This window comes from Candidatus Chromulinivoraceae bacterium (genome assembly GCA_035478595.1).
GTDB lineage: Bacteria > Patescibacteriota > Saccharimonadia > Saccharimonadales > Saccharimonadaceae > CAMLKC01.
On record DATIJL010000009.1, the window covers coordinates 1 to 15,329 of the forward strand.

The window sequence follows — 15,329 nt, forward strand, 5'->3', positions numbered from 1 at the left end:
ATCACGCTTTTTGTTACGGCGATCGCGGTATGCGTACTGTAGCGCACGAATAACGGCTTGCTTTGCAAGACGGTAGCTACGCGTGCGGTTGTGCTGCATGCCTTTAGCTAATTTAAGTATCTTTTTGTGCTTTGCGCGTGCGGTGACGCCTCGTTTGACTCGCATAGACTATACTCCTAGGGCTCGTTTAACATTTTTAGCCATGCTTCCAGTGACGATTGCAGTGGTGTTGATGGCGCGCTTGCGGCTTTTACTCTTTTTTGCAAGCATGTGGCCGCCGAATGCGCGACGACGTGTCAGCTTGCCGGTACTTGTCAGCTTTATACGCTTGGCAGTACCCTTGTGGGTCTTTAACTTTGGCATTATTTACTCCTTACTATTATGCTCAGATTGCGACCAGCCATCTGAGGCTTCTGCTCTAAGACTGCATCATCTTCGAGAAGGCCGGTAATTCTATCAATCAACTCGTAGCCAAGCTCTTTGTGAGCCATCTCGCGGCCGCGATAAAAGATTTGAATTCGTACCTTATGACCGGCTGTCAAAAAACCTCTAATCTTACGAAGTTTAATGTCTAAATCGCCAGAGCCAATCTTCAAACCAAAACGCATTTGCTTTAGTTCGCTCGCTTTGCTGCTCTTGCGATTTTTCTGCTGCTCTTTCATCTTTTGGTACTGGTATTTACCCCAGTCCACGATCTTTGCAACAGGAGGCGCGGCCTCCGGTGAGATCTCAACCAGATCAACTCCTGCTTCTTCGGCGGCTTTAAGCGCCTCAGCTCGGCTCATGATGCCTAGCTGCGTGCCATCCGCGCTTACGACTCGTAGTTCGCTTGCTCGAATGTCCTCGTTGATGCGAATTGATTTATTGATTATCGATCTCCTCTCGAGTCTGCAATTTTTAAGCGTTACTCGTTGGCTATTTTATCAGATGTGAGCGTGAGTTTCAAGGGTTTTCCAATCTATATTGCAACGCCTCGTTAGTATGCTTGATCGCGATGTCCTTTTTTGTTGTCTAAAGCGACTATTGTTCGAGCGACTTTGGAGATTTTAAAATAGCCCTATGGCCTCACATTTAGCTGCTCGAAAACAGTCGTAGAAACTGGCAGACGATAGGTGAGAGTGCTATCGTTGTTAGCCGTGGCTTACGAAATGTTGTATTTGTTACTGTTTTTGTATCTTATAAGCTGCGCACCAGTGTTTAAATTGATCATGCTTAGAGCATTTTACTGTTGTTTTTTATTCATCGTATCTACTAAGATCATGCATTTGAATGAAGCCGTCTGTTACTCAGAGATAGAAAGGGGTGACGGTCAGGCTGATCTTCTGGCCACCGTCACCAAGAGCTAGATGTACTTGGGTGAATGAAGTTCGACTCCTGTCCGGGGTGGAGAGAGCTCTTTCAGACTAGAAATGCCAATTACAGTAAGGCCACCTACTATGCCAACTTAATGGGAATTCGCCATTAGTGGGTGAATACAATGCCGTTTCGAATAGCTTTAGCTATGAGAATGGTGTCTTTTATGAGCCGTAGCTGTCGTCTAGGGCGTTCGCTACCATAGTCGACAATCTATATACCTCCTCTATTGTAAACGGTTTGTTAATAGCTAGAATTCGAGAGCGGTAGAGACTACAATTGCCTGTCTTTTAATGCCCTGTCGGCATAGCAAGATAGGTCGACGACTTGGAGAGTAGAGGCAGCCTTGTCAGTGGTCGCTCTCGACCTCTATAGTATGCTCATCAAATCCAATAGATATCACTGTAATGTTGCTAGTTATTGGCTATATACGGAGTATAGGTAAATATGGTATAATGAGAGTATTCATGTTGGGGCTGAATTTAGCTTTCGACAGAGGGAATTTAATAAGTTATTTTGCAAGCCGACTATACACGTAATGTATATTTTTAATTGCAAACACTATTGCTAAAGCAGTTAAGAGTGTTCCTGCTGTATTTGCGCAAGCATTTATGCCAGCTCCTCTTGCTGTTAACCTCGCCTAGTCCATATTAGGTGAGCATTCCGTAGCGCAGGTGACATAGCTATGCGGAGTGTTATATACCATGTCACTTACTTTCTTTAGGCGCAGTGGCCTACTCGAAGGAAATTTTACCACGTGACGATTTGAATGTTTGTGTTTGTTTTTTAGTGCAAATCGTCATAAATACATAAGACAGACTATGCTTGTAGACGAATAATTTATTACTCTTTGGACCGGGGGGCAGTACCCCGCAGCTCCACCAATTTGAATTCATGGCCGTCCGAATAGGGCGGTTTTTGATTTATTTTAGTGGTCTGGAGCCAAATAAAAACAACCACCTGCGAGTAGTGGTTGTTTAATGTGGAGTTTTTTGCGTGTTGTTTATTTTTGGCTCCTGTATAATTTATTTATTCAAGAGCTACCCCTATAATATGATGCGATACCGCTTGTGTCAACAACTTTCTAGAAAAAACTTCTACATTCTATTAAGCTGTGTGGATAACTGAAAACGAGGGGTCTGGTCACCAGGGACAGTGCTTATTCTTACACATATACGATGTATAATTAATTTATATTTTGAAAGTTAGTAAAAAATGCTACGGTCGTGTTTTTGTGCTGACTACATAGGGCAGGTTAGGGGAAAAGGCTTGAATTAAGTTGCCAAAGTAATCCTGTAAGTTCGAGCTTGTTATGAATTCGAATTTAATTAAGACGACCTTACGTATAGCCCGGGTGCATGCTGGGGTCTAAGCGCATTTGAAAAGTTCGATAGATATTATTTGAGTGCGCATTGGATCTTTACGTGGTTCGCTTCATATGTAGATTTCTGAAATGTGACGCGCCTGTGCGTATACCGCTGTGAAACGTTTCTCCGTCTAGTAGACTCCATTGACTACTTAGATTATTGGTTCGATGGTCCTGATGTTGCTACGGCATATGATGATGAAATAAAAAAGAACCTAAGACCTATAGTTCATTCTGTGGCTGTTCGGAAAGATCTCTGACGGGACTATTGCGATTGATTTTGGGCACGCCCTGCTTTTTCAGGCCTTACTTAACAAATAGAAAGCAATAAAAACAACGTTGATTAAAAATCATCATTTGTATTTAACACCTATGAATAGTTGCAAAGGGCGTTTAGGTGTATTAAAAACAATGAAATAGAAGCATAAACGTATTGACCAAAGAGCAATCACATGCTAGTATAAAGATAAGCTTTTACAAAAACAAAAAGCAAAAAAGAACACATTGACAATTCAAAAACTGACCGTCAAATTTGACGGAAAGTCGGTAACGACACGCCCTGCAAACACAAAAAATATTGGCTCACACATACAAGCCACGCACCTTATTTTAGCAGTTACAGTGACGTTGCCGATGCTCCGCCAAATTAAAATAGGCGTATAGAGCGCGCGGGAAATATAAGTACCGATGTACCTAGTTAATCCCTGTTAATCTTTAGCAGCGAAACTACTAGGTACATTGCGGAACATATGAACGCATGAACAAAAAGTGCCCCGGGTTTTCCCGGAGCGGTCAGTCGCTCGTAGTAGTAGACATCCGGACACACGCGCCCAATATTTTTATTTAGCGGCGGATGTAGCTGTCCAGATATAAACGTCTACTACTCGAGCTTCCTTGTTTTAAATAAGTGATATAGTGAGAGTATGTTGGGAAAAATCGTTGCTATTAGTATGACCGGAGCGATAGTATTGCTTGCGGTACTTCTGGAAACGACAAAGCCTGCGACAATTGGGCCGTTAGGTATTTTGCTTGTATTTATTTTGATGTACGTGTCAGTGCTTGGTGTGCTGACTTTTTTGTTATACGGTTGCAGTAGGGTGGTGGCTAGAGCCACTTCTACTATGATTGTTCGTCGCCCAATAGAGCCACTAACACTGGGTCGCTCCTATTATTATGCGTCGGTACTTTCGCTGGCGCCAATATTATTTGTCGGAATGCAGTCTGTAGGCGAAGTAAGTATCTACGACGTATTCCTTGTTCTACTATTCGTAACTATAGCCTGTATTTATATTGCGAAAAGAACGCGCTAACTGGCGTATTTTCGCTGTAATGATTATGCTATAATTACAGATATGGAACCCAAACTCCCTTCACCAAACTTTGGCCGAGAGCAAATGCCGACGGGATATGGTCCGAGCATTGAGCGTGCACCACAGCCGCCTACGCCGGAAACCGTAGAGAGAGGGCATGAACAGTTTGAACAGAGAGGTGAAGCGGCCGCCGCAGCCATAAACGCGATACCTATCCTACCTCCTCCAATTGTCGCACCGCAACCAACAACACCTACGCAGCAAACTGTAGTAGTGTCTGATGATCTACCCCTAGCGGCAAATGACGACGATCTTATTGAAAAAGAGTGGGTGGTTAAAGCAAAAAAGATTATAGTAGAGACAAAGGATGATCCGTATCGCCGTGAACAAGAGGTGGGGCGATTGCAGGCGGATTACCTGCGTAAACGATATGGGAGGGAGCTTGGCGCTTCGCAATAGGTACATAGGTTAGGTATGGCAGGAATATTTATCAGCGTATTCGTCTTCGTGTTCTTAGGCTCAGTGGTAGGTATCTTTGCTTTTACGCAGTACCGTCGCACACTAAGAGAAGCAAAAAACTATGAGCGCGGCCTTAAAATGGTGCCGATGCTTATTCATTTACCACCTTCTAGTGAAGATATTGAAGCTAAGGGACGAGACGAACGTGATTTGACTGAGGAGCTTCTATCGCAGGCGCAGGTGATGTATAACATTATCGCAAGTACGGCCACGAAAGGCTTTAAGAGCAAAATTTATGGTCAGCGTCACATCTCATTAGAGATCGTCGCAAGTGAAGGTCTTGTGCACTACTACGCGGTGGTACCTTCTGTTCTTGTCGATGTCGTGCGTCAAGCTGTCGCAGCGGCATATCCATCAGCTCGACTTGAGGAAGTCTCTGAACATAATGTATTCAGTCAAGTTGGCAAGATGAGCGGTACGATTGGCGGTGAATTTACGCTTAAAAAAGACTACGTTTACCCGATCGCAACATTTCAAGAGTCAAAGCGCGATGCTTCGCGTGCGCTTTTGAACGCACTTTCTTCGGCGACCCGTGAAGATGGTATCGCGGTCCAGTTAATGCTTCGTCCAGCACGTGAAGGTTGGGTCAAGAACTCAGTAACGTCTGCAGAACGAATTACAAAAGATAAGGGAACGAAAAAAGCGGGATTTGGCGGCATGATTGCGCCTAAGGAACTAATGGAAGCTCTTTGGCGCCCACCAGAGAAGCAAGATATTAAACCCGAAGATAAACAACTGACATCACTCGAACAGGCGACGGTAGAGGCGATTCAGGAGAAAACTCGTTATCCAGGCTATGAGGTCCTGATTCGTGTCGTCGTGTCGTCAAATACAGCCGCTCACTCGCAGGCACTACTCAAGAACGTTGTGGCAGCGTTTGCGTTGTTTGATTCACCAAGTTATAACGGTTTTAAATTTGCCGTCACTAAAAATATCGAAGAACTTGTGACTGCTTATATATTTAGATTCTTTCCACAAACGATTACGCAAAATATTCTTAACAGCGTCGAGCTTGCAACACTGTTCCATTTACCAGGGCAGGGGGCTATCCCAACCTCGCAGGTTGAGCGTCAGATGTCTAAGCAGGTTGATGGGCCAACTCAGGTTATGGACGAAGGTTTCTTGCTTGGTTACAACGAGTTTCGTGGTGTAAAAAAACCGATACGTCTTAGTACGAATGATCGTCGACGCCACACTTATATTATTGGTCAGACCGGTACGGGTAAGTCCGTACTTCTTGAGAATCTCGCGTTTCAGGATATGATGGACGGTCGAGGGTTCGCATTTGTAGATCCTCACGGTGATTCAGTAGAGGCGCTTCTTGGTAAAGTTCCAAAAGAACGGGTCGAAGATATTATTTACTTTAACCCTGGCGATATGGCAAATCCAATTGGTCTTAATATGTTTGAGTTCGATAATCCAGATCAAAAGGACTTCTTGGTGCAGGAAGCTATTAATATGCTCTACGGTCTATACGATCCAGGTCACACTGGTATTGTTGGTCCTCGTCTTGAACATATCTTCCGTAACTGCGCGCTATTATTAATGTCCGACCCCAACGGTGGTACCTTTATCGATATCCCAAAGCTATTAATTGACCAGGACTTTATGAAAAGTAAACTCAAGTACGTCACCGATCAGACAGTTCTTGATTTTTGGACAAAGGAGTTTCCAGAGTCGCAGCGTTCAAACGAGGCAGGTGAGGTGATTAGTTGGGTGATTAGCAAATTTGGACCATTTATTTCAAATGCAGCTATGCGTAATGTTATTGGTCAAACACATAGTGGCTTCAATCTGCGTGACATTATGGATAATAAGAAAATTCTCCTTGTAAACCTTAGTAAGGGGCGCATGGGCGAGCTCAACTCTAAACTTTTGGGTATTATCTTTGTCATGAAGTTCCAGGCAGCAGCAATGGGTCGTGCCGACATGCAGGAGGATCAACGTGTAGACTTCTCCTTGTACGTAGATGAGTTCCAGAACTTTGCAACCGAGAGTTTTGAGACGATTCTTTCTGAGGCTCGTAAATATCGCCTCAATCTGATACTTGGCAACCAATTCATGACCCAACTTACCGACAAAATTCGTGAAGCAATTATCGGTAACGTTGGTACAGTCGTCAGTGGCCGTATTGGTATTACCGACGCTGAGATCTTAGTCAAAAAGTTTGCGCCAACTTTTGATGCTGAAGATCTGACAAAGATGCCGAACTATCAGTCTGTAACGAGTGTTATGATTAACAATGTGCCGTCGGCACCGTTTAGTATGTCATTTTTGCCACCGATGGGGCAATCAAATGATCAACTGCGTGATGCATTAAAACGGCTATCTGCAGCTAAATACGGTAAGCCACGATCAATCGTGGAAAAGGGCATATTTGAACGTCTCGGAAGTGCAGAGGCGGAAAAGAAGGCTAAAGCTGATGCGGCTAAGAAAACGCAGGAACAGCGTATGACGGGCATGGGTAACGAGAAAGCGTCGGGATCTTCATTCTTGGACGAATGGCTCGCAAAACGTAAACAAATTGGCGGCACGCAGGAACCTGCAGCTTCGTCGGGTACGCCAACGATGCAGCCGGTTACTCGCCAGGCAACGCCCCTTGCGACTCCTGTAGCTCCCATTGCCGCTCCTATAGCATCTCCAGCGCCAGTGCAGGACCCTAATCCATTCTTGCCTTCACAGCAGCCTCCTGCGGCGCTTCAGACCCCTGAAGCAAAACCTCGAAACATCGACAGTCTCCACCTTCGCGGTGACAAACAAAATGGAGACAGTGAAGTCTCCATTAAGTTGCGATAAAGCATAAAATTTTCGAACAGGAGTACTGGCTTATTTGCGGCCAGTTATCATGACTTTTAGAAAATCGTAAACAAGGCCGAGGGCCCACCCTAATACGAATGCACCGATGGTCTCAAAGCCGGAGAGGGTATACCCCATGTTTCGCGCAAGTAGGTATACACCTAAAGTTAGTGCAAATGCTGCAATAGCACCGGAAAGAACGGCATTGGGGCGTGCGATAGTGTTCCCGGTCACGTCGCTAATCTTTTCAACAGTCTTATTATGGATAACCTTGCTAAATGTGCGACTTGGGCTGGACATGTGTGTGCGAACTTCTTCCATTGTGCTATTAAAGCTAGCTTCACGCTCACGTTTACCAATGGGCCGGTCGGCACGTCTCTCGGCGGGGGATGGTTGATGCTCGTGCGAGCGACGTTCAAGCTTTTCTAGGCTTTGTGCCTTTTCTAATGCTTCACGACGGGCTTCCTCGAGATTCTCGTGTGGCTGTTCGCCTACGCGTTCATGCTGTTCTTTTAGCTGCTCCTGACGTTCATGGCGAATCTTTTCTAGTTCGGCAGGATTGAGCTCACGCTCAGGGCTTGAATTAAGTTTTTCTGAACTCATTAATATTTATTCCCTTATCCTTTAAATAGTTCCTGCATTAAGATCGCGGCGAATGAGTCTAACCTCTTTCTTCATTTGGCGTGAGCGAGCGTAGAAGTAGACAACGATTGAAAGTACGATACCGGCAAAGAGCATATTTTCGCTTGCGCCTGTGTGCGGTAGCTCGGTTACGACCGCTTCTACGACCTTAGGTGCCGGGCAGTTTACAAGTACGGTTGTATTATCGTTACCGAATTCGTTATTCATACGACAGTCGTATGATGCAATGTTGCCCGGGCTTTGTGCGGTAGCGGGAATAACAGCCTTAACTTGAACGTTAACGATCTTTTCAAATGATTGATCGGGCTGGATTTGTATTGATGGCCAGGTGATGATGCCAACTTGCTCAACAGGTGCGCCGTTGCTTGCTGTTGCGACTGTGCCACCACCGCTATCAATGAGGTCTGCGTATTCAAGGACGTCGCCAAGATTATCTTGCATAGTGTAAGTGCCTGTTGTCTTGCCGACGTTTTTAACTGTTAGGTGATATTCTAGTCTATCACCGGGTAGGGCAGTTGTATTATTGGCATTGGCAACAAGTTGCGATACGTTTTTAACGGTTTTTGTGAAGGTAAAGTCGGATTTACACGAAGCATCTTTATACCATAACGACGAGTCTGTTTGGCATGATTTACAGTCAGGGCTATCTGCTGTAAGGTCTGGGTTGAGCGTACAGCGTGGCTGAGGGCTTACGGTAAGCGCTTTTTGGCAATTCGATGAAGTTCTGTCTCCCACGCTTGTAGAGACAATAACACTTGTAGTGTAGCTCCCATCTTTCTGGAAATCATAGCTTAGCGTATCTGATGTGGCATTGCTGGTGACGTTTTTTGTCATGACAGTGGCGCCTTGGGCATCTTTTATTGTGTACTTGTAGCCAGAAATTTTTGCATTGTTTTGAACGGCTGACTTAGCAGTAAAACTGAATTTAGTACGCGTAACAGGAGTGATCGTTAATGCTGAGCAAATAGCGGCGGGTTGTGGGGGAGGTGGGGGCAATTTAATGAATGCTGGGTTTCCACATGCGCTCATAATAGCGAACCACTGGCCATCGACTGCGCGCTTACCAACAACCCCGTAATACATTGAACCGTGCTTAAGTGTCCATGAAGATGAATCAAACTTATAGAGAAGACTACCATAAACAGTAGTGGAGGTGCCCCCTATCGCATATGGGGCGCGCTGCCAAGAGTATGTTGAGCGTCCTACGCTCTGAATCGTTGAATTAAAGTCTCGTGAGTTAAAAGTTGTCCATGAACCGTTAACAATATCTTGGCGAGTAATACCAAAAGTACTATATATTTGCTGCAGATCTTTATGGCCAGCGCTATCCGCATTACGATCGTAAACACCTAGTAGATCACTTTTACTCTTAACACCACCGTAAATAATGTTGTCACCGTTAGCTGCATTTGCTGATTCGGGTGGGGTGAGCACTGCGAATGACTGTACGACTAGTGCAAGAGCGGTAAAAATAAGTCCAATACGCCTCGTTGTCTCTTCTTTGCGAAGCCGCTTAGCATAGAAGCCTAGCTGACCGACTAATGCTGGGCTAAATGCCAAATTCGAGACTAACTTTCGAAACATTTTATTTTGGTTACCTTTATTTTTTTGTTTAGTACACCTCTTGTAAATAAGATTAGCATAAGAAATATGTTCAGCGCAATAGCTTGAGTGAACACAATTTTTTTTGTATAATGTAGGAAACGTAAACCGCTGAATGTCTGAATAGTGAGGGAAAATGGTTAACCATAAACAAGACGATGGCTCATACACGGGGTCGCAAATCCAAGTTCTGGAGGGTCTCGAGCCAGTTCGTAAGCGTCCGGGTATGTATATTGGTAGCACCGGGTATGACGGTGTCCACCACTTAATTAAGGAGATCGCCGATAACTCTATTGACGAAGCGATTGCTGGTTATGCAACTCGTGTTGATGTCACTATCTTAGAGGATGGAGGCATTACAATTACTGATGATGGCCGCGGTATTCCAGTCGATAAACATCCAAAGACGGGTCTTAGCACTCTGGAAACAGTACTAACAGTACTCCACGCTGGTGGCAAATTTGGAGGTGGTGGCTACAAGGTATCATCCGGTCTCCACGGTGTGGGTTCGAGTGTCGTGAACGCGCTTTCTACGAAACTGATTGCAGAGGTGGTGCAAAAAGGCGAATTGTATCATATCGAATTTGAACGTGGCGCTGCTACTATGCCTATTAAGAAGCTTGGTAAAACAGATCGTCCTACTGGTACGAGCATTACGTTTTATCCTGATCCAACTATTTTCAAGGAAACGATTGAATTTGATTACAAGTGGGTAGTTAACTATCTTCGCCATCAGGCATACCTCACGAAAGGTGTGTATGTTGCGGTGCGCGATGACCGCACTAAAGAAAGAGTTGCCTTCTATTTTGAGGGCGGTATTAAAAGCTATGTAAAAAACCTGAACGTCGGCAAAGAGGTTCTGAGCGACGAGCCTTTCTATGTTGAAAAAACAGTAGAAGATTCATCAATTGAAGTTGCAGTACAGTACAACGACTCCTATGTTGAAATATTGAAACCTTTCGCTAATAACGTTCTCACCCCTGATGGTGGAACTCATTTGATCGGTTTTCGTACCGCATTAACGCGAGTTATTAATGAGTACGCTCGTAAAAGTAGTCTATTGAAAGAAAAAGAAGAAAACTTGAGCGGTGATGATATTCGCGAAGGCCTTACCGCAGTAATCTTAGTTAAACTTCCTGATCCTCAGTTTGAGGGACAAACCAAGAATAAACTTGGCAATCCTGAGGTGCGTCGTTACGTCGATCAGGTAATGACGGAATATTTCTCGTACTATCTTGATGAGAATCCTGCAATTGCCAGAAAGATTGTTGGCAAGGCGATTTTGGCTGCGCGTGCACGTAAAGCTGCGCGTGCGGCTCGTGACAACGTTATTCGTAAGGGTGTTCTCGATGGCTTAAGTCTTCCAGGTAAACTCTCAGACTGTTCAAGTAAAAACCCTGCCGATTCAGAACTCTATATTGTAGAGGGTGACTCTGCTGGTGGTTCAGCAAAGTCTGGCCGTGATAGTAAAACGCAGGCTATCTTACCACTTCGAGGTAAGGTGCTAAACGTTGAACGTGCGCGCCTCGATCGTATGCTTAACAATAATGAAATTGTGAGCCTTATTAAGGCTATGGGCGTGGGTATTGGTGATCAGTTTGACATTAATGGTCTCCGTTATCACCGTATTATCATCATGACCGATGCCGATGTCGACGGTCATCACATCTCAACATTGCTTTTAACCTTCTTCTTCCGTTATATGCAGGAAGTTGTGGATGGAGGCCATATTTACCTTGCTAAACCGCCACTCTTTCTATTGAAGGCGGCGGGTAATAAGCGCTGGTACGCATATAGTGACGAAGAGCGCGATGAGATCATCCGTCACCTAATAGAAGAACGCAAAGCGCGTGGTACAAAGATTAATTCTGAGGACTCACCGATCAAACAAGCTGGTTTGAACGACGTTCAGCGTTACAAGGGTCTTGGTGAGATGGACGCAGAACAGCTTTGGGACACAACGATGAACCCGGATAATCGTGTACTCGTACAAGTAAAGATTCAAGATGCTGAAAAAGCCGACGCGATTTTCACTAAACTTATGGGCGACGAAGTCGATCTTCGTAAAAGTTTCATTCAATCACGCGCCAAATTTGTTAGCCTAGAGGAACTGGATATTTAAAAATGGATGATGACAAAAACACACCAATTGAGGGCGAGATCATAGCACCTATTGAGCAAACACACTCAAAAACGCTCGAAAACCGTAGCGTTGAAGATGTTATGGAAGATAGCTTCCTTCGCTACTCCATGAGCGTTATTATTGACCGAGCACTTCCAGATGTGCGTGACGGTCTTAAGCCTGTGCACCGTCGTATTCTCTATACGATGGGCGAACAGGGGTTGAGGCCAGGCGGTAAGTTTGCAAAATCAGCTCGTATAGCCGGTGAAGTAATGGGTAAGTACCACCCACACGGTGATAGTGCTATTTATGACTCTATGGTTCGTTTGGCCCAAGATTGGGTAATGCGCTATAACCTGGTTGACGGTCAAGGTAACTTTGGTTCAATGGACGGCGATCCAGCCGCAGCTAGCCGATATACCGAGGCGCGACTTGGTCGAGCAGGTAACGAGTTACTGAATGACCTAGATAAAGACACTGTTGATTTTCGTGACAACTATGATGGCTCTGAGCAGGAGCCGACGGTGTTACCGGCCAAGCTTCCTAACTTGCTACTTAACGGTCAGATTGGTATTGCCGTTGGTATGGCGACGAGTATTCCGCCACACAACCTTAGTGAGCTTGTAGACGCATCCATTGCGATGATTGATAATCCAGAAGCGACTATAGACGACCTTTTGAAGTTCGTTAAGGGTCCAGACTTCCCAACGGGTGCTGTTGTGTATGGTGGTTCGCCAATGAAGCAGGCTTATCAAACGGGCCGCGGTAGCGTAACAATTCGCGCAGTTGCAAATATTGAAGAAACGAAAAAGGGTCGCCATCACATCATTGTGACGGAGATGCCATATGCTGTAAATAAAGCAACACTCATCGAGAAAATTGCCGAACTGGTAAAAGATAAAAAAATTACAACAATTAGTGACCTTCGTGACGAGAGTGCTCGTGGCAAGGTTCGTATTGTTATTGAACTCAAAAAAGATGCCTATCCAAAGAAAGTTCTTAACCAGCTCTATAAGATGACTGCTCTTCAGACAAGCTTCCATTACAATATGTTGGCTTTGATCGATGGTATTCAACCTCGCGTGCTTGGTCTGCAAGAGATTCTGCATGAGTTTATTAAGCATCGTCAACATGTCGTTCGTCGTCGTACGGAATTTGAACTGCGCAAGGCGAAAGAGCGTGCGCATATTCTCGAAGGTTACAAGATTGCTCTCGACCATATCGATGAGGTAATCAAGACTATTCGCGCCAGCAAGACAAGCGAAGAAGCTGAAGCTAACTTGATCGCACAGTTTGGTCTCTCTGAGATTCAGGCGAAGGCTATTCTTGCGATGCAGCTGCGCCGACTTACTGGCTTGGAACGAGAGGCTATTGAAAATGAACTAGCTGAATTGCTCACTCTGATTGCAAAACTCGAAGCTATTTTGGCCGATGAAAAAGAAATCCTACGTATTATCAAGCAAGAACTGCTTGAAATGAAGGAGAAGTATGGTGATGATCGTCGCTCAAAGATGATTAACCACGAGCTTGGTAAGTTTAGCGATGAAGAGCTTATTCCTGAGGAGGATTCTGTTATTCTTTTGACAACAGAGAACTACATTAAGCGTACGTTGCTCAGTGAATACCGCCGTCAAAACCGAGGCGGGAAGGGTAAGCGTGGTATGACAACTAAGGAAGAGGATATTATTGACCAGCTTATCCCTGCTAGTACTCACGACTATCTACTGTTCTTCACCAATCGCGGCCGTATTTTCCGCCTTAAGGCCTACGAGGTTCCTGCAGCCAGCCTTGCGGGGAAGGGTGTTGCTGCTGTAAATCTCTTGCAGCTACAGCCAGAGGAGAAGATTACCTCTATCATTCGCCATGACAAGGATTCAAATGACGAGGGTTATCTCTTTATGGCAACGACAAAGGGAACTGTTAAGAAGACGCCGCTAAAGGATTACGAGAATATTCGTACGAACGGTCTTATTGCCATCAAACTTGATGATGGTGATGAACTACGTTGGATTAAAAAGACGTCTGGTAAGAATGATGTAATCGTTTCAACGTCAGCAGGTCAAGCCGTGCGTTTTAATGAAGCAGAGGCTCGTCCAATGGGTCGTACTGCTCGCGGTGTTCGCGGTGTTCGCCTTCGTCCTAATGATACTGTTGTAGGCATGGATATTGTCGATAATGACGCGAACCACCTGCTTGTTATTAGCGAAAAGGGCTACGGTAAGATTACTAAGGTTGCAAACTTCCCAAGCCACAAACGTGGCGGTGTAGGCATCAAAGCCGCAGTAGTAACTGCTAAGACGGGGCCAATTATCTCTGTCCAGACCCTTGATCCAAATGCGAGTGAAGTTCTCCTTATCTCGAACAATGGTCAGGCAATCCGAGTTGGTCTGAAGGACATCCCAACACTTGGTCGTACAACGCAAGGCGTTCGAATTATGCGTCTTGGTGAAGGTGATGCTGTGTCGTCTCTTGGGCTTATGCCAGAACAAACACAAGCGATAGTTGAGGAAGAAGAGGCACAATAGGGCTATGACAAGGCTATCACCGTATATTACTGCAATTGTTGCCGCATGGCTGATTGCACAAGGGGCTAAATACCTATTAATTGCGGTGAAGCATCGGAGCTTTAACCACTTCCGTCAGTTGTACCTTTCGGGGAATATGCCAAGTGCACATAGCGCAACTGTTGTTGCGCTATGTGTTGTTATTATGCTTCGCGACGGCATTAACTCTGGATTGTTTGGTCTCGCTGCATTATTTGCTGGCATCGTTATGTACGACGCCATGATGGTTCGTCGTTCAGTAGGAGAGCAGGGAAAGGCTATTCAAGAGCTTATAAAAGAACAAAAGAGTAACGTAGCTTTACCGCGTGCCGCAAAAGGACATACCCCTGTTGAAGTGGCTGCTGGAGCAGCACTTGGCGTAGTAATCGGGCTAGTTGTCTTTTTAGCTACAAAATAAGTTCAAATTACCCTTGACGCTCACCTTACTCATAGGGTATGCTAAATATCAGTCTGGTCGCAGAGAGCGATAAACAACAAGTGGAGTTGAACAGATCAAAAAGAACTTTGACAATTTAGTTGTGTAATATCATCGTCAGTCTATTTTTATAGACGCATCGCAAGATGCATCTTTTATGGAGAGTTTGATCCTGGCTCAGGATGAACGCTGGCGGAGTGCCTAATACATGCAAGTCGAGCGGCAGCACGAGTAGTTTACTACTTGGTGGCGAGCGGCGGACGGCTGAGTAACGCGTGGGAACGTGCCCCAAAGTGAGGAATAAGCTCCAGAAATGGAGTCTAATGCCGCATATGATCTTCGGATTAAAGCTTTCGAGCGCTTTGGGAGCGGCCCGCGTCCGATTAGATAGTTGGTGAGGTAAAGGCTCACCAAGTCTACGATCGGTAACTGGTCTGAGAGGATGATCAGTCAGACTGGAACTGAGACACGGTCCAGACTCCTACGGGAGGCAGCAGTAAGGAATCTTCCACAATGGACGAAAGTCTGATGGAGCAACTCCGCGTGCAGGATGAAGGCCTTCGGGTCGTAAACTGCTTTTATGAGTGAAGAATATGACGGTAACTCATGAATAAGGGTCGGCTAACTACGTGCCAGCAGC

General features: G+C 45.2%; 11 protein-coding genes, 1 rRNA gene and 1 other RNA gene. 8 read left to right on the top strand and 5 right to left on the bottom strand.

The genetic code is table 11. The annotated features are described in order from the left end of the window. The 3 genes from VLG36_02085 to infC all read right to left on the bottom strand — a co-directional run. Positions 1-165 (bottom strand): 50S ribosomal protein L20 (locus tag VLG36_02085; GenBank protein ID HSW77564.1); only part of this gene is annotated, 165 nt, incomplete at its 3' end. Positions 166-168: 3 nt separating this feature from the next. Next, positions 169-363: a 50S ribosomal protein L35 gene (gene rpmI / locus VLG36_02090; GenBank protein HSW77565.1), complete on the bottom strand. Its 195-nt coding sequence runs from the start codon at positions 361-363 to the stop codon at positions 169-171. After that, complete coding sequence (gene infC / locus VLG36_02095) at positions 363-872, bottom strand: translation initiation factor IF-3 (GenBank protein ID HSW77566.1); 510 nt, start codon at positions 870-872, stop codon at positions 363-365. Before infC ends, rpmI begins: the two co-directional genes overlap by 1 nt. A 953-nt stretch (positions 873-1,825) precedes the next feature. Here infC and ssrA point away from each other — a divergent pair. The 4 genes from ssrA to VLG36_02115 all read left to right on the top strand — a co-directional run bounded on the left by ssrA (position 1,826) and on the right by VLG36_02115 (position 7,344). Beyond that, positions 1,826-2,237: a transfer-messenger RNA gene (ssrA, locus tag VLG36_02100) on the top strand. Between the two features lie 1,405 nt (positions 2,238-3,642). After that, positions 3,643-4,029, top strand: a complete 387-nt coding sequence (locus tag VLG36_02105) for a hypothetical protein (protein HSW77567.1) — start codon at positions 3,643-3,645, stop codon at positions 4,027-4,029. Between the two features lie 42 nt (positions 4,030-4,071). After that, positions 4,072-4,488 (top strand): hypothetical protein, encoded by a 417-nt coding sequence (locus VLG36_02110; GenBank protein HSW77568.1) that lies wholly within the window; start codon positions 4,072-4,074, stop codon positions 4,486-4,488. Positions 4,489-4,503: 15 nt separating this feature from the next. After that, positions 4,504-7,344: a TraM recognition domain-containing protein gene (locus VLG36_02115; GenBank protein HSW77569.1), complete on the top strand. Its 2,841-nt coding sequence runs from the start codon at positions 4,504-4,506 to the stop codon at positions 7,342-7,344. Between the two features lie 30 nt (positions 7,345-7,374). Here VLG36_02115 and VLG36_02120 read toward each other — a convergent pair whose 3' ends face one another. Beyond that, positions 7,375-7,947, bottom strand: coding sequence for a hypothetical protein (locus tag VLG36_02120; GenBank protein HSW77570.1), 573 nt, complete (start codon positions 7,945-7,947; stop codon positions 7,375-7,377). A gap of 21 nt (positions 7,948-7,968) precedes the next feature. Further along, positions 7,969-9,570 carry a hypothetical protein gene (locus VLG36_02125; GenBank protein HSW77571.1) on the bottom strand — a complete coding sequence of 534 codons (1,602 nt, stop codon included), beginning with the start codon at positions 9,568-9,570 and terminating at the stop codon, positions 7,969-7,971. Between the two features lie 154 nt (positions 9,571-9,724). Between VLG36_02125 and gyrB the strand changes: the two genes are divergently transcribed. The 4 genes from gyrB to VLG36_02145 all read left to right on the top strand — a co-directional run. Next, on the top strand, positions 9,725-11,710 hold the full coding sequence (gyrB, locus tag VLG36_02130; protein ID HSW77572.1) for a DNA topoisomerase (ATP-hydrolyzing) subunit B: 1,986 nt from the start codon (positions 9,725-9,727) through the stop codon (positions 11,708-11,710). Between the two features lie 2 nt (positions 11,711-11,712). After that, positions 11,713-14,235 carry a DNA gyrase subunit A gene (gene gyrA / locus VLG36_02135; GenBank protein ID HSW77573.1) on the top strand — a complete coding sequence of 841 codons (2,523 nt, stop codon included), beginning with the start codon at positions 11,713-11,715 and terminating at the stop codon, positions 14,233-14,235. A gap of 4 nt (positions 14,236-14,239) precedes the next feature. Next, on the top strand, positions 14,240-14,671 hold the full coding sequence (locus tag VLG36_02140) for a divergent PAP2 family protein (protein ID HSW77574.1): 432 nt from the start codon (positions 14,240-14,242) through the stop codon (positions 14,669-14,671). Between the two features lie 172 nt (positions 14,672-14,843). Beyond that, positions 14,844-15,329 (top strand): 16S ribosomal RNA (locus VLG36_02145); the annotation flags it as partial.